Raw genomic sequence first — 17,521 nt, 5'->3', positions numbered from 1 at the left:
AAAATGTTTTGCCTTTATGCTGGGTTATTCTTTATCAGTAGGAACGCCATCTTCGCAAGTCTGCGATCCCTTGTCATAGTACGTGTCACCACAAGGGCCGAAATGTTCAAGATCGAACGTTGTCTCACCAACACAGAAATCGGTCGCAGGATCATAGGTTTCGCCACCGCAAAGGGCATAAATTGTACCAGCTTTGCAGAAATGGGTTGTTGCGTTATAGAGAACACCGTTACATCCCTGATACTTATCCACAGCAACCAAGCCTTTGCAAATTTGAGAAGCCAGCAAGTAGTATGCACCAATAGTCACTTCACCCGTATCAGATCCGTCATTCTCCTCGCACCTACCGTATGTCGCCTTCGGGTAAGTCGTTGCGGCCGTCCAGTAAGCGGCAGTATCATACGCGACACCGTTTTCGCAGAACTGGTTAGAGCCAAGAATGGCAGAACCACAATCAAACGCCGTCACGACACCGGCAACACAAGTATGCGTGAGGGTATTGTAAACATTTTTATTTTCATCACCGCATGTTGCATAGCCAGCAGCAAGGATAGTGTCTGCCTCATAAACAGGATTTTCGTCTGCATCAACACCTGTCTGGCAAGAAATGATCGAATATCCAACAGCACTCGTGGCAGAGCAGCTATAACCAACATCACCCTTCGCACCGGCAGCGCCATCGTTAACGGTATACGTCGTTGCGCCAGTACCAGTTCCGCAAGTAATCGTGGCGGATCCGTCACCATTGTCTTCGATAGTGCAGTTGTCGCCATTCTTACCGGCAGCACCATTTTCACCAGCGGCACCATCTTTCACAGTATAGGTCGTTGCACTTGTTCCAGTACCGCAGGTAATGGTTGCAGTACCATCGCCATTGTCCTCGATCGAGCAGTTGTCGCCATTCTTACCGGCAGCACCATTTTCACCATCATATACCTTAGCCACATCGTCACCGCAGGTAATGGTCGTCACGCCCGTCGTCGCATTCTTGGAAACAGTGCAGTTTTCGCCAGGTTCACCCTGTTCGCCCTGCTCACCCTTGGCACCATCATAAATTTTAACAGTCGTTGTTCCACAGGTGATTGTAGAATATACACCACCATCAATATCAATCGACTTCAAAGAACTCGTCGTACAACTCGTTCCATTGATGCCGTTAGTACCATTCTTTCCGTTAATGCCGTTCAAAACGGTGGCCTCGGTTCCGTCTTCACAACTAATCACGGAAGCTCCGTCTGTTTTGGAAACCGTACAGGAATGTCCGTTCGGAATCAAGCCAACCTTTTTTTCGCCACAGAACAGTTCAAAGCCGCTTTCAACCTTCTTGGCTTCGCAGGAAGTACCGTTTTCACCATTCTGGCCATTTAAGCCATTATCACCATTCACACCATTACGGCCAGCCTTACCATTATACACGACACCGACAGAATCACCGCCGCAAACCAGCTTGAACCCGGAATCGTCTCTTAAAGCTTCGGCACCGCAGGAGCCATACACGCCACCTGACGAGGTCTTAAGGAAGCCGTAGCTTTCGTTATTACAGGCAATTTCGAGTCCTGTTTCGGAGGGATTGAGCAAACAAGCGCTCTTGTTTGATTCCGAAGAACCCGATGTCGACGACTCGTCAAAGCAAGCACTCAGCGTCAACATGCCAAAAGCTGCCGGAACTAGCAGAAAAAGTGATTTTTTCATTACTTTCCTCTTTTCAAAAAATTATTCAAAGACGAAATGTAAAACAATAGTTAACAATCGTCAATGATTTTCATCACATTTGTAAACAAAATTCAATATTTTTTATTGGAAATTGTGTAAAAAAAAATTATCTTTCAGTGATGGTGTTTAAAAAAACAAAGGGATGTGTATGAAATTAAGCAAAACTATAGTTTGCACAATTATAACCGCAACAGCCATGGCCAGTGCCGCCGACGCCTTGGGTGGAGATGGCGACTTTTACTACAACGAGTACGTTCCCACCAGCTGGAGCCTTAACGTAAAAGGTGGAGCAAGAATGGGCGCAATCGAAGGCGAGTACGACGGTGATTACAATTACGTCCTTAAATTCTGGTCTAACGGCCCCACTACCTACGATTACTACATCCAAGCGTTACATAAAGTTCCCCTGGAATACGGATATTCTTATCAAATCGAAGCCCTCGGCTACTATTTTTACAACGACGAGACCGGCGAAACCAATTATGGAGCATCCATCGGAATTCAATCTTCAGATGGAGAAATCCAATACCTAAGCGACGAGCTCAGCTTTTCTCCTCTAGACGCGATATACACATCCAAGACCTACAAGCATTGCGATGCTTCCGATAAAACCGCCAACCTCTATATAAACGCAGGACATACAGTCGGCGACTTCACCGACGAGGCGACTTATTTCGATGGAGCCGGTTTTTCGATTATGTCCATTCAGGTCATAAAAACCGCTATCAGCTGCGGCGGAGTCACCCCCACATCCTCTAGCAGCACCATCACTCCGAAATCCAGCTCCTCTACCCAGCAGAATGGCAAACGAGTCGGCCCCGTTGCCCAATACGGACAATTACAAACAGGTACCAACGCATCCGGTTACGGACGCATTTACGGTTCTTGTCCCACCTGGAGCGTCAGCGGAAAAGAAGTACAAGTCAAGGGCATGAGCCTCTTCTGGAGCATCAACGACGCTTCGGCCGCATTCTGGGACGCAGACGTCATTACACGAATGGTCAAGGAGCACAACATCCAGCTCATCCGCGCTGCAATGGGCGTCGATGAAGAATGGGGTGACGGGAACTACTTTACCAGCACTCGCTACTACCAAAATTTGATGGACGAAGTGGTTCAAGCCGCAATCGACAACGACATTTACGTAATCATCGACTATCATAGCCACAGAGCCCACGAAGACGTTACCAACGCCAAAGAATTCTTTACCCGCATGGCAAGTAAATGGGGCGAATACGACAACGTGATTTTCGAAATTTTTAACGAACCTGCCTGCATCACAGGCGGAACCGGAGATTGTTCGGAAATCGAATTTGGTGGCGGATACCTGGGATGGGGCAGCATCAGAACCTATGCGAACCAGGTCATATCCGTCATTCGAGAATATTCTGACAACTTGATTATCGTAGGCACCCCAATGTGGGATCAACAGCCAAACGCAGCAATCAATTCAAAGGTTACCGACAAATACAACAACACTGCCTACGCATTCCACTATTATGCCGGTTCCCATTCCACATCCGTTGAAGGTGCAAACGCCGTCAAGGCAATGAACGCCGGTTTGTCCGTTTTCGTTAGCGAATGGGGAACGATAAATGCCGACGGGAAAGGCGCCGTCGCAAGCTCCAATACAACTTGGCAAACCTGGATGAACACCCACAAGCTTTCGTCTGCAAACTGGTCACTCACCAACTTGACCGAAGACGTGAGCGGACTTTATGGGGGCGACGGCCAGGGCGGTTCATACTTCAGCGCAACCACAAGACCGACTTCTACAACCTGGAACTATTCCAAGAGCGGCACATGGTTAAACACCAACGTATTTGACAACCTTCCGGGCTACAGCGATTACACTGCATGCGCCGGGACCGTCACACCGAAATCCTCCAGCAGTTCTACAATCATTCCGAGCTCCAGTTCCAAACCGACATCCAGCTCCAGCAAGGCACTCAGCAGCTCTAGTCAAAAAATTGTCAGCAGTTCGAGCAAAGCCATCGTCAGTAGCTCTTCAGCCATAATCATTCCGACCATAAGCAGCTCCAGCAAAACAATCGCAAGCAGTTCCAGTCAAAACACTGTTGTAAACGCCGATTGGAATTCCGAAAACACCGTATTGTCCAACAACACCGCCGATGGTGTCATCTTGGGCACATCTCTTTCTGGCAAGAAGCGCATTATCACACGCGACATTTCTCTTACCAAGAGAGAAGACTATGTCATCAGTTTCGAAGTTGCAACCGAGAATGAAGAAGCAGCCATTTCGGTTAAGGTTACAAGCGGAGATCAAAAACTTTGCTCCGATGCCTTCGACATTTCCAAAAAGACCACAACCATTACATGCGATTTCACGGCAACAGGCTCATCGGCCACATTAACCATAGCCGTTTCTGGAACCGACGACGCAGTTACCTTATCGAATTACAAACTCAGCAATGGTACCGAGGCTATCGCAACCATCCAAAAGCCAGCATTTGGCCTAAGCGTCGAAGACAAGCATCTTTACATCGCCACGAACGAAGTCGCAAGCATACAGGTTTTCGATATCATGGGCAATATGGTCATGAAAACGATTAAGTCTGCAAATACAAACGACGTTTCGCTCCAGAACATCACCGACGGGCACTATATTATCCGCGTCAAGAGCAAGAGCGGCATACAGTCGATTAAGGCAAATATTAAATAAAGCGATATAAATACAGCTTATAAAACCGGGGCGGAATCTAAGGCAAAGATTTCGCCCAGTTGTTTATCGTCCATGTCGGCGAGCCAGGTTTCACCGGCATTCACCGTCATCTGGGCAACAGCCTTCTTGGCTTCCAGCAGGGCATCGATTTTTTCTTCGAAGGTTCCCTTGGTAATAAAGCGGTGCACCTGCACATTCTTCGTCTGCCCGATACGGAAGGCACGGTCAGTGGCCTGCGCCTCAATCGCCGGGTTCCACCAAAGGTCGTAATGAATCACCTGGGAAGCGGCGGTCAAATTAAGGCCCGTGCCGGCCGCCTTCAGCGAAAGAATCAGCACCTTCGTTTCAGGGTCTTCCTGGAACTTGCGCACCATTTCGTTGCGCTGGTTCTGCGTACAGCCGCCGTGATAAAAATCCGCCGTAATGCCAAGTTCGCGATCCAGAGTTTCTTTCAAGAGTTCGCCCATTTCGCGGAACTGCGTAAAGATAATAGCCTTTTCACCTTGATCCTGAATCGAGCGCAGCAAATCCAGAAGCATGGAAAGCTTCCCGGAATCTTCGACCTTCGCCTCCCCCGCCTTCAGGTAAGTACGCGGGTGGTTGCAAATCTGCTTCAGCGACAAAATCATCTGGAGAATCAAGCCCTTACGCTTAAAGAGACTATGGGAATCGCCCGCTGCATTCGACGCGCCAGAAGTATTTGCAACTTCAGCCAGCACCTCTTCATTAATATCAATAGAAGCGCCTTCTTCAAGCATTTGCAGTTCCTTCATGAACTCGTCGAGCGTACGCTTGTACAAGGCCGCCTGAGAGCGCGTGAGGGCCGCATATTCGTTCTGCTGGATTTTATCGGGCAAGTCACTGATAATGCTCTTGTCCGTCTTCATGCGGCGTAGCATGAAGGGGCCGGTAATTTTCTTGAAACGGTCGGCGACAGCCTGGTTCGCATTTTTCTGGATAGGCGTCTCGTACTTGTCGCGGAATTCATTGGCCGAAGGCAAAAAGCCGCGGTTGCAGAAATCCATAATGGTCCAGAATTCCATAAGGCGGTTTTCTACCGGAGTACCGCTCATGGCAATTTTCATGGGCGCCCTGAAGGCACGAATCTTTCGGCTCTGCTCGCTGTCGGCATTCTTGATGTTCTGGGCTTCGTCTATAACCACCACCTGCCAGTTCAGCTTTTCCAGCTTCTTGAAGTCCAAGCGGCAAGTGGAATAAGTCGTAATCAGCAAGTCCGCATTGAACTTGTCCAGCTTTCTCGAAGCCCCATGGTAAGTAAACACGGTCAGCTCCGGCGCAAACTTCTTGACCTCCATCTGCCAGTTGCACAAAAGACCCGCCGGTACCACCACCAGCGCGCGGCCTTCATTCAAGCGACCGTCCTGCTTCATCTTCAGCAAGAAGGCAATTACCTGAAGCGTTTTACCGAGGCCCATGTCATCGGCCAGAATGCAGCCAAAGCCCATTTCCAGGTTCTTGTACATCCAGGAATAGCCGCGTTCCTGATAGGGGCGAAGTGTCGCATTCAAGTTCTGCGGCAAGGCGATTTCGGTTTCGCCGCGCCAAGAATCAAACTGTTGTTTCAAGCCGTCGGTCATGTTCACGGGAATGTCGTCGCATTTGCCCGTGAGGCAGGCCTGAATCAGTTTCGCCGTCGAGGGAATAAAGTTTTCTGCTTCGGAATCGCCTTCGCTACCCTCCGCGTCGCCTTCGGCATTCTCCGCAGAATCCGCCGCGGCGTCAGCGGCAGGCGCGTCCTTCTTCTTTTCGTGTTCATCCAAGCGCTGCTGCAAAAGCGCCAAGTCATCCGACGTGTATTCGATGTAGCGGTCCTTATACTTCAAGAGACCGCCCGCATCCTTCGCCAGCCGCAAGAATTCTTCGGCAGAAACATTCTCGTCGCCGAGAGCCACTTCCCAGTCAAAGTCCAGCAGATCTCCCGCCGTAAAGGCGCCGATACCGAGGCTTCCCTTCAGCTTCATCTGCGTCTTGGGCCGCGCCATTTCCCTTAAGGATCGGGGCATTTCCGTCACGATACCGAACACTTCGAATTTCTTGACTGAATAAGTCACGAATTCCTTGAGTTCCGCGCCATGCATCACCAACGGCTCCACGGCGCGGCGTTCCAGATAACCCTTCAGCGGCTTGAAGGTTTCGGCAACGCAATTCAGCACGTTCATCAGCGACAAAAGTCTCGGGTCGCTATTTTCAAAAAGCGTCTCCAGCGTTTCGCGCCCCGCCGAAGATTCCACCAGAACATTCAGCGCAATTTCCTTGCCCAGCTCCGAGCAATGGAAAATAATCTTGTGGTTAAATTCCAGCGAATTGTAGACCGAGAACCAAGCCTGTATCTTCGAGGGAATCTTGAGGCCATTGGCAGCAAGGCGCCCCGACTTGCAATCAAAGAAAAATCCCAGCAGGTTTTCGTGAGGGCCTTTCTTATAGCTCTGGGCCGTACGAGCAAAACGCAACAACTTGCCAATAAACACCGAGAGAATATGCTCGGCAGCGCTATCCAAGTCTTCGCGGATCTGTTCACGCACCGTAAAGGCAAAGTCATCGGGGACGGATTTTTCAAGCTCCGCCACCACAGCCAACACATCCGGCAACATTTCCGCAGGCAACCAGCGCATCTGCGCCGTCACGTTATTCAACCAGAACACCTGCGGGTAAATCGCACCGCAACGCACCAGGTAATACGCCACTTGCAGCAACTGATGCACAAAGCGCACCGTCACATGGTTATGCCACACGCAATCCTGGTTCAGGCGGCAAAGGGCTCCCATCACATTTTCGACCGAAAGACCCGTCGCCACTTCACGTTCGTCTTCGAGCTGGTTAAAAGTCCACTGCCACCCGCGCCCATGCACAATCTGCAGGCGCTCCTTTTCCATCAAGAAAGTATGGGCGTGGTAAATGCCAAAGTCCTGGGCAAACTGTTCAAATTTTTCGTAATGATTATAGAAAGCGCGACAACGTTCCAGTTCGTCTACAAAACTTTTCTTGAAGTTTCCCGCCGGGCAAAACTCCGGGAAATTCGCAAGCATCGCCGGCAGAATATGGGAATAGTCCCGCCATTCCCCAAACTTGAACATCGGGATTCGGGGCGACGCCACCCGGTTGTTCACCGGCAAAATTCGCACCAGCGTCGGTTCACTGGGCACATCCGATTCAATGGGTTCCGGCTTGTAATCCTTCAGGTAGGCAATGTCCAAGCCATGAATCTTGAAAAGTACAAACGGATCGGCAGACATCATTTCGGCAAGCTTCAAGAACACCGAAATCACGTAACGGCACGGCAGCGGATCCTTGCAATCGCAATTCATGTTCACGCGGTCGCAGGATTCAAAAAGCTCAAGCCCGCTCTTTCCGACAATCAATTCAATGGAAGGATTGATAGCCCCGTTGGCAAGTGCCGCCAATTCTACAGGCTGCTGTTTCAAAAGTCCCACAAAGACTTCGGCCCGTTCCTTGTCGAACTTCGGGAAAACCAGGTACACATTATGGAGTCCTCCATTAGGGCCCTTGACCGACGCCATGACGCGGTTATCAGCCACCGTAAACGGCTGAACCTGCCCCCGCGTCACATACTTAAAGGCGTAATCAATATCCCTTCCGGATGCACCAGCAAGCAAGTGGTCCAGCCACTTTTTGCTCCACCAGGTACTTCCATAAACACCATAATCCATAGTCGCCCAAATATAGCAATTTTCTTTGGCAAAAATTGCTCATTTGTGCATGAATTCAAGCGTAAAAATCGCCGCAGTGTTACCTGCGGCGATCAGATTAGGCATTAAGCCCCCAAACTACCAATTTTATCGTATTACTTGCGGCGTTTCACGCCGGTCTTAATCAGTCGATATTCCTTGTGGCCATCGTTAAACTTGAAGTCAATTCTCCAGATGTACACGCCGTCACCCACCTTGCGACCTTCGGAGCTACGCTCGTTCCAATAGAGGAATCCTAGCTTGGAATGGTCATTTTCATTACCGCGGGAATCCATTTCCATTTCTTCCTTGGTAAAGGTTTGGTTGAACGATGTTACCACATTGGAATAGTTATCGTAAATAATGACGCGGGCCTTGTACGGGGCAATAGACGAAATGCGGATCGTCTGCAGGGAATCAGGAACATGTTCCCATTTCTTTTCTCCAGGGGGAATCCACTTCGGCTTCTTGTCATTCTTTATAAGGCGAATATTGGATGACACCTCGTAAAGGTAAATATCGCTGTTCTTGCCGCCCACCGACACGCCTCCAATTCCAACGGCATTCTTGTGGTCGTCAACATAACCAGAGGCGGGGTTTGTGCGAATGCAGTTGTCCACCAGCAAGTTGTTGTCCTTAAGGACAATCGTCAATTCCTTGCCAGATTCGCTTATCTTCGGTTCCCCTTGAACGCGCAGCGCCATGCTCACCGTATCGGAGCAGCGAGCGGAATAGCGGAACAAGTTTTTCCAGGGTTCATTCTTTTCCTTGGTGGAAATCGGTTCGGACATTTCTACGAACAAGGTGTCAGGCGGAATGCCATAGGAATCCTCAATGTATTCCACTGTCGGGACGCGACCAGGATGCTTTTCCGCCTTCACGGGAACCGGGCCAATCTTATCTCGGAGTTCCACCTTTTGCGGGCGGTCGGCAGCAGTCTTTGTCATACGCAAATAGGGGGCCTTGTCCTTATCAGCAAAGGTCACGCCGTAATCAAACGGTTCCTTGATAACGGATTCCACCCAGCGGGAATCTTCACTCAAGTGCATTTTGCTCTTGGACGCCTTCTTCCACGTCTTTCCAGCAGCATTCCAGAAGACTGTATCGATGCTTAGGATATTTTCGGAAAGGCGCTCGATAAAGTGGACGCGAACGGAATCGGCGCGGCCATCCTTGTCGCTGTCGTAAATTTCGGCATAGTCTGCGGCAGCATAATTGGAATAAACAATCAGCGAGTTGCGGAAACTTAGTGCAGACTCATCGCCATCTACCTCGGCATAAATCTTGACGCGGTTCCTGGTACTCTTGTAGTTGAAAACAGCATCAAGGCGCTTACTTTTCAGTTCCTTCTCGCCATCGACAAAGTAGAACGCCGATGTCGTTTCAAATTCCGAAGAATACACATCGGTTTCTACAGCCTTAAGCCTAATGGTATCGCCGGTATTGGTGAACAGGATGACCTTGATAGTATCGCGAGCATACAGCGACTTACTTTCGGCCGTAACACGGAGTACAAACGCCACGCTGTCAGTGGTTTCTACAGAATCCAATTCCACATCGGTTTTCTTTTTCAAGAAACGGTAAGTGGTATCGATGTTATCGGACACCACAACCCTTTTGCTGGCGAGGGTCTTGTATACAGGGTCCTTGAATTCCGCCACAAGGATATCCGAAGCATCGCAAGAAATCTTTCCGTCGCCGCGTTTCGGCGCATATTCATTTTTCTCGACGTCTTTTGTAATCTCGTAATAGCCGGGCTTCTTTTCGGCAACTTTCAGGTTACTTTCAATATCGCCAGAATAGAAGCAAGAAAGCGAAACCGTAAGGGTATCCTTTCCCGGCGTGAAATCCTGGCTTTCCAGTGTCAGCCTGATTTTTTCCGTCGTTCTTTTGATAGACTTTCCGGAAGAATCCCCGTTTACGATATGGATATAGTCCGTTTCATCTGGAGCGGGCGGAGGTTCGCAGCCCTCAACATAGGTTTTCTCTGTGGTAAGCCAGGTGGTCTTTTCGCCCAGAACATCCCACGCCTCGGCATTGATTTGCAGCTTTTTTCCGCCAAACGCCTTTGAGGGCACCATCACGTCCCAATAATCGCTGGTTCTGCTGCGACGCAGCATAGGCAAAGTATCGAAAGGCACTTTGTCACTGTTCCTATAATAAAGCTTTACCGAGTCGACGCCTTCAATGTCGTGTACTTCGAAACTCAACTTCACCTCGGTTTCAACCGTATCCACACAGCCTTCTGTCAAAAGCGCTATGCTAGATTCAAGGTTCTTGACATAAATGGTATACGAATTTTGTCCAGGGAAAGCGCCAGAAGGAGCGCTTCCCTCACGTCCCAGGGAATCCGTCGCTGTCACATAAAAATCAATACCCGGAGAAACCAGATAGCTTTCAGGAACCGTAACCGTCCAAGTGCTATCCTTCAGCTTTTTCATGGTAAGTTGCCTATATGCAGACAACGTATCCCCATGCGTACGAACAAACGCCTTCACGAATTTCATGGAAAGTCTAGACGAAACGAGTACGCCGATATTCAAGGAATCCGAATTGAGTTCCTTACCCACAAGGTTTGCGGTCGCCTTAGTCAAGGTCACCTTAGGCGGCAAGAAATCCTCTCGCCAGCTCGCCGTATCGGAAGCCTTTTTGCCGCGGTAGCTGACATCGATTTTAATGTGGTGAATGTCGCCATCGATGATCGTATCCGGCGTCGTGTAGCATACCGTGTAACGGGTTTGCATGTCGTGACGGATTTGGGCGAGAATTTCCCTCGTTTCCGTAATGCCCGCCGTTTCGTAATAGCGGCCTCCCGTTCCTGCGGACATGTCCTGCAAGATGTCGAAACCGTAGTTGAAATACGAGGTGGAATATTCTGCGCTTTTTTTGAACGCGATAGTATAGATGGAAGTCGCGTATCTCTCGGCAAGTTCTACAACGGTAGAGGCTGTGTATTTTTTATGGTCGGATCTACCGTCCGAAAATACGATGATTGCCTTGGGTCCGCCTAAATTGGCCCCGAGTTCCACACCTGTGTAGGCACCGAGGGCGATGTCTTCGTACGCCCCGGTAAACCTTAGCCGTTCCACGGCACCTAAGAGGCTGTCCTTATTGGCCGTGTAGCCCTGCACCACTCGAACGGTATCTACGTAGCCGATAATGGCAACCCTATCGAACTCCTCCATTTCGTTCACAAAACGGGTTACATATTCTCTGGCCGCATCTTGAATGGCACCGATGGAGCCGCTTTCGTCAACAACAAATACGACGGATACGCCCCTAATATTTCCCGGGCTTGTGACGGTTGCGGGGAGGGATTTTCCATCTTCGAATAACACGAAATCAGATGAATCCAAATCGAAAATCGATTTCCCGCTGTTGGAGTCCACCACAGAAACGATGCTGCAAATTTCAGGATGACCGGAAGTGTTGACACCTTGGATGTCAACTTTCGGAACGGTGGTCAAGTCCACTACATAATTTGCCTTTATGGAACAAATGCTGTCGATGGGGCTTACTTTCGTTTGTTCGCTTATGGGGTTTGTGATGATTACATTCCCCTTGGTTACGGTCCACTTGCTGAAAACATATCCGCCGTACGGAATAGCCATGACGGTAGTGTCGCCGCCCGAAGGCAAAACGACGGCCCCGTCGGGATGAACCGTACCGTGATCGTCAGACTCGACGGTAAGCACATACGGAACGGCAATCCTTGCAGAAAATCCAACAAGGCTATCGCGAGCGTACGCGGGGCCAAGCGACCAGTAATGTGTAGACCCCTTTGTTCCCTGGAAGGACAAAATATTTTTCCCCTTCACTTTTGTCAAACGGCCACCCCTGTTTTTCAAGTCGGTTCCGTAACTGTAAAAATTGAGGTCAATGACGGAATCAGCGGTGACTTCTATAAAGTACCAGTTGGTATCGGGCGCGGTCCAAGACATGAACACAAGGTTTTTGAACCCAGTGGTGTCGGTATAGTAGTCTTTTGCAAAGACAAAGTCCTTGGAGGTGTCGCCTATGGTGTTTATAGTACCCTTACTAAAGGTCGCCTTGACGGTGGCATTGTCCGCAGAAGTTACCGTAGTATTTGCACTCTCAGCGTTTCCGATATCCGGAGTGCCGGCTGTAACGGTCCACTCCTTGAACTTGTATCCGAATTCCGATGTTGCGGTAATGCTTACCGAGCTCGTTGGGCTTGCAGGTTTCGGAGTTGTGGGCGTCACAGTTCCATGACCATCCGAGACAACTATGATTTCAGCGGACTTTACGATTTTCGCCGTAAAGCGTTTACTGGAATCCGCATCATAATACCGCTGGAAAGACCAATACTGGGGTACCCCGGCAGTCCCCTGGAACAGATAACTGATTGGCAGGGTATAGGAACTATAGGAACCACTAAAGGTAGAATCCGTACCATATTTCCAGAGGTAGCCACGGGTAATATTACTATCGGGGCTTTCAATTTCCAAGTAATACCAGCCGGAATCAGGAGCGGTCCATGTCAAGGCAACATCATACAGATGGCTCGCATGGTCCGTAAAAACGTCCTTATTTAAGGTAAAGGTCTTTGCAGTTGTTCCAATTTCCTGAACAGGTCCCTTGTGGAACTTAGCCTTTATCGTAGCATCACTTTCGATAGATACCTTTGCCGAACGCACGGTTGAATCGCCAATCGTCACACTTCCAGAAACTTTACTCCACCCGTCAAAGAAATACCCCGCCTTGCTGCTGGCCGTAATGGTTGTATCGCGTCCTTTATGCAGAGCAATCTTGCTATCCGTATTGATAGTTCCCATAGAAGCATCGACATTAATGGAAAGTTCATATCCCCTGCTTATTTTTACGCTATAGGAATCAGAGCTGTCGCTAGTATAATAAGGTCCCAAGGCCCAATATTGTGGAACGCCCGAGGCTCCCGTGAAAACGACGCTGTTGTTACCAGAATAGTAATACTTCGAAGAACTTCTCGAGAACGTAGAATCCGTACCAAAACTATAGAGATAGCTGTAATCCGAAATATCGAAATCAACAAAGTACATACCAGAATCGGGAGCGGTCCAGGTCATGAATACATAGTTGTTGAATCTGCTATTGTCGGTATACTTGTCCTTATTGAATGTAAACTCGCTTTCGACATAACCGATATCCTGAATGGGACCCTTGCGGAACGAGGCTTCAATAACAGCGTCATTGTTGACAGTCACTTTGGTAGAGCGCGAAGTCAAATTCTTTATAGACGCACTGCCCGAAACCACTCGCCACTTGTCAAAGACATAGCCCATATTTCCATAGGCGGTAACGGTAGTATCTTGACCAGCGCCAAGTTTTATTACCGAATTGGTCGATAGAACTCCATTGCTGCCAGCGACAACCTTCAGGGAAACCGCGCCCCGTATAGTTACCGTAAACGAACTGTTATAATAGCTGGAGCTATAGGGAACAACAGTCCAATACAGTGTTTCGCCCTTATTTTTTACGACAATAGGGAGACTCAACTTATTGCTAAAATACTCATAGGTATTATAAGACCTGAACGTAGAATTGCTGCCCATAACATACACATAGCCACTTGTCTGCGGAGACACAATATCCAAGAAGAAGGTTCCCGTATCAGCAGGAGTCCATTTCAACGCCACTTCATATTTACTGCGATAAACAGAATCAGAATAGTAGTCAGTGCTAAAAACAAAAGACTTTACCGTTTTGTCTATTTCATAGACGTCACCTTTTCTAAAGTGGGCTTGAATGGTAGCATTGTTGGTCGTGCTTACAAATGTATAGCTAGTATCTTTATTCGCAATGGTCGCTTTACCGGACATCACACTCCATTGATCAAATCGGTAACCAAAGCGAGTCGCCGCAGCGTTAATACTATAGTCCATACCGGGAATCACATCTGTATAGCCTGCGCTAGGAGTAACAGTTCCCAAGGAATCAGCCAGGAGTTTTATAACAAGGCGTTTTTCATTCAAATCTACATAATGGACCGAAATGGTATCCTCGATGGTACTGTAGGGCAACACTTTGAAGTTTACCACGGTGTCCTTTGAAACCGTTACAGAGTCTATATAAGAGGTAACGTAACTTTTGTAAGTAGAGTAACTTGTGCAACCAACATTAGCACATTTGTAATATGTAACATAGTTAGCTCGATTTTTAAGTTTTACCACAATGCCGTACTTACCGTCGGCCGGTGCCGCGAAAGAGAAACGAACGCCATTAGTTGCAGAGCCGCTGTAATAATGGTCTTTGAAGGTGTATTCCTTGGGCGTATCGGTAACGCTATAGATTTCACCTGCAACAAAGTGGGCTTTAAGGTTGCAGTTTCCCTTGACCGTAACTGTTGTCGTAGCCGACGCCTTATCGGACAAGGTGCAAGAACCCGAAACAACGTCCCACTTTTTGAACTTATAACCAGTGTTTGGAGAAGCAACAAGTCGAAGGGTATCCCCTGCAGTGGCCGTAGAATCGTCATAACGGGTATAGCCATTGATTGTGACATAGCCCTCTCCCAAGGTATCTATATGAACCGGGTAAGTACGTTTCACCGAAATCAATATGGAATCGGCAGACGTGACCTGCGGGACACTATGATAATCACGGAACACATAATAATGCTTACCGGCCTCCTCAATGGCATCAACATTAGAAGACTTGTAGAGCCCCGACGTTTCAAAAGTTTCATCGGAATAAAGGTAACGATAATAACTGGTCGTGTTAGAATACGTAACAAACTTATAGGTTCCTGCAGTCGGAGCATCGAAATAAGTCTGTATTCCCATATAACCGTCGCGAATGACGCCGTCTTTAAGGAAATTGAACCATTTGGGAGTTTCGCTAATTTCAAAAATTTTGCCTTCTACAAAGAAAGCCTTTACCTTGCAATCTCCAGCGAGTGCCACAAAGGTGCTATTCTTTGTTGTATCGCGAATCGTACAGGAACCAGAAACTTTCTCCCAATGGTCAAAACGCGACCCACCATCTGCAGTAGCCACAATTGAAATGGAATCACCGGCAAGTTTATCGTCACTAGAGCCCAATTTACTATTGACTTTAACGGTTCCCGCACCCGAAACTGTAGAAGTCACGTTCACGTTTTTGACAACCCATACCGAGAGAGTATCATTCTGGTCCGGGGAATAGGAGGAATTGGTGCTTTGCAAGTAGAAATAATATTTTTCACCTTCAGTGGCACTAAAAGCATTGGAAGAGAGACTGCTCGTTGTGGTAAAGGTTTCGTCATAAGCCCAAACTTTGTTCGACTGGTTGCTTTTTACGAAAATAGTGTACCGGCCGTCTTCAGGTGCCGTAAACACGGTCCTGATGCCAAAACTTGAGCCGATTTCAGAGCGGTGCATGCCATAGTTGAATTCCGAAGGCGTTGTAGAAATCGGATAAACACCACCCTCGTCTTCTGAGAATACGGTTATTTTACAATCGCCCTTGACAGTCACTTTTGCATTCTGTGCAGCAGTGTCGTTCAAGGTGCAGTTACCCGAAGTCACCTTCATGTATGAGAATCTCTTTCCACCAGATACACTGGCGGTAATTTGAACGGATTCACCATTAATGTGTGTCGTGTCGTGGGAAGAACCGTTTTCAAACTTGGCAGAAACATATTCGTCACCTTCAAGTTCTATATGATAAGTACGGTCGACATTGAGCGTTAAGGATTGCGAGCTACCAGTGCTAAAAAGAAGGTACCGGCCGTCTGTATTGACGGATCCTAAGAAAACCTGTTTGGTCGTCGTTCCGCTATAAGTTTTACTGGTTGTAGAAGGGAACGTGTTGTCGGAGCCCTCATCATACAAATAAATAGTTGTCGAGGCACTCGGCTTAATCGTGAGCCTGTAGGTACCGGAGTCCGTCGGGACAAAACCCGTATTTATTCTGTAGTTGGAACCGCTGACATAGCCATCGGCACTAAGCTTGTATGTGACGGGAGTTTCGGTAATGGGCAGAATGGGAGCATCTTTAAATAGAGCCTTGACAGAGCAATTCGTAGAAAGTTGAACCTTTGTAGTCGCAAGGTACGCATCGTCTATTTTGCAGGTACCCGACACAACGTTCCATTTGTCAAACATCTTTCCAAACTTAGATGCCGCACTAATCGAGTAAGAAGAATCGGGGTCACAATTCTTCGTGCTATATCCTGAACCAGAGATGTCATAGCTTAAAACATATTTTCGCTTCACCACCAGTTGAATATCATCTGTGCCGTAGCCTTCTGCTTGGCGGAACAAGATGTAGTAGGACTTTCCCGCATTCATGCTCAAAGGGATTTGTCCATTATATGCAAGCGTCTTTTCCGTGGTAGAGTTAAATGAGGAGTTTTGTCCATTGTCAATGTACTTGATAGTTCTATTAGTATATACTTCAATCACATAAGGGCCAGTTGCGGGGGCGGTAAACTTGGTTCGCAAATCATAATAGCCGTCTACCAAGAAAGCATCTTTGGCGAAGTTGAAAGACTTCGGCGTCGAAGAAAGTTCATAAACTTCACCCGTATTGAACACAGCCGTGACAACGCAATCGTTTGCCCCCATGGTAACGGTAGCCGTAGGAGAATTTTTATCGTCAACGGAGCATCCACCGGTCGTTTTCCAATTGCCAAAGCGGTAGCCCTTACTCGGAGTGGCGAAAACTGTTTGTGTATCTCCTTCAATAAGGACTCTTCCAGTGGTGGAACCCAGTTTAGCAGAACCACCCCCCTCAACTTCAGTTGACAAATAATAGGCTAAAAACGCCTGAACCGTAGCCGTTTTGTCTTCGCTATCAATGTTTTCTTCGGGAATAGCGATATAGTAATCATAAGGAGTAGAGCCGTACCCGTCACTATAAAAATAGAGTCGACCATCTGAATAATCTCCAGCCGAGCTCATTCCGCTATCAAAACCCATATGGCTTTTATATGCATATGAGAAACTTTTTTTGGAATAGTTCGAAATGGCTAGAACTAACCTCTTGCCCCCCTGCTTGACTTTTATTCGGACCCCATAAGCGCTATACCCCGTCGTGGTCGAATATTTTTTGAAGTCCAGCACAGTGGGACTTCCACCAGGAGTCAGCTCATAATAAAAGCTTTGTTCTTTAGCGTAAGGTCTAAAACGGCAAAGGCCGCCTTCATACGCCGTGGCAAAGGTCGATCTAGAATGAGCGTCGTCAATAACGCAATTACCACCATTATCCATTTTCCATTCATCGAAGGCATAGCCATCTTTGGTAGTCGCGTCGAGTCGAATGGTATCGCCGGCAGAATAATCCCTAGTCCCTTTTGTAGAACCAAGGTAAATATTACCATTATCTTCTATGGAAACTTGTACAGCCTGCGCATAACTAAAAGCAAAAAAAATGCACAATGCAATATATGCTCGAATCATCGATGTTCTCCCAACATGACCTGTTTTACAGGGGGCTA

At 48.0% G+C, this 17,521-nt stretch carries 4 protein-coding genes; 1 reads left to right on the top strand and 3 read right to left on the bottom strand.

Annotated features, from left to right (window positions below):
• Positions 1-24: 24 nt before the first annotated feature.
• A complete protein-coding gene (locus ACJMNB_RS04120; RefSeq protein ID WP_405339273.1) occupies positions 25-1,692 on the bottom strand; it encodes a hypothetical protein in 1,668 nt (555 codons plus the stop codon).
• Positions 1,693-1,861: 169 nt separating this feature from the next.
• On the opposite strand from ACJMNB_RS04120, the gene ACJMNB_RS04115 reads away from it, so the two are divergent.
• Positions 1,862-4,396 (top strand): cellulase family glycosylhydrolase, encoded by a 2,535-nt coding sequence (locus ACJMNB_RS04115; RefSeq protein ID WP_405339271.1) that lies wholly within the window; start codon positions 1,862-1,864, stop codon positions 4,394-4,396.
• 17 nt (positions 4,397-4,413) lie between these two features.
• On the opposite strand, the gene ACJMNB_RS04110 is transcribed toward ACJMNB_RS04115, so the two are convergent.
• Both ACJMNB_RS04110 and ACJMNB_RS04105 read right to left on the bottom strand, forming a co-directional pair.
• A complete protein-coding gene (locus ACJMNB_RS04110; protein WP_405339269.1) occupies positions 4,414-8,085 on the bottom strand; it encodes an SNF2-related protein in 3,672 nt (1,223 codons plus the stop codon).
• A gap of 134 nt (positions 8,086-8,219) precedes the next feature.
• Complete coding sequence (locus ACJMNB_RS04105) at positions 8,220-17,483, bottom strand: VWA domain-containing protein (RefSeq protein WP_405339267.1); 9,264 nt, start codon at positions 17,481-17,483, stop codon at positions 8,220-8,222.
• Positions 17,484-17,521 lie beyond the last annotated feature (38 nt).

The sequence above is a fragment of the Fibrobacter sp. genome (assembly GCF_045131395.1).
GTDB lineage: Bacteria > Fibrobacterota > Fibrobacteria > Fibrobacterales > Fibrobacteraceae > Fibrobacter.
Note: the sequence above shows the minus strand (reverse complement) of the source record. Positions and strands in the feature narration are given on the sequence as shown.

Excerpts from the sequence above, each read along its gene's own strand:
- ACJMNB_RS04115 (WP_405339271.1), top strand. The coding sequence starts at position 1,862 with ATGAAATTAAGCAAAACTATAGTTTGCACAATTATAACCGCAACAGCC.
- ACJMNB_RS04120 (WP_405339273.1), bottom strand. The coding sequence starts at position 1,692 with ATGAAAAAATCACTTTTTCTGCTAGTTCCGGCAGCTTTTGGCATGTTG.
- ACJMNB_RS04110 (WP_405339269.1), bottom strand. The coding sequence starts at position 8,085 with ATGGATTATGGTGTTTATGGAAGTACCTGGTGGAGCAAAAAGTGGCTG.
- ACJMNB_RS04105 (WP_405339267.1), bottom strand. The coding sequence starts at position 17,483 with ATGATTCGAGCATATATTGCATTGTGCATTTTTTTTGCTTTTAGTTAT.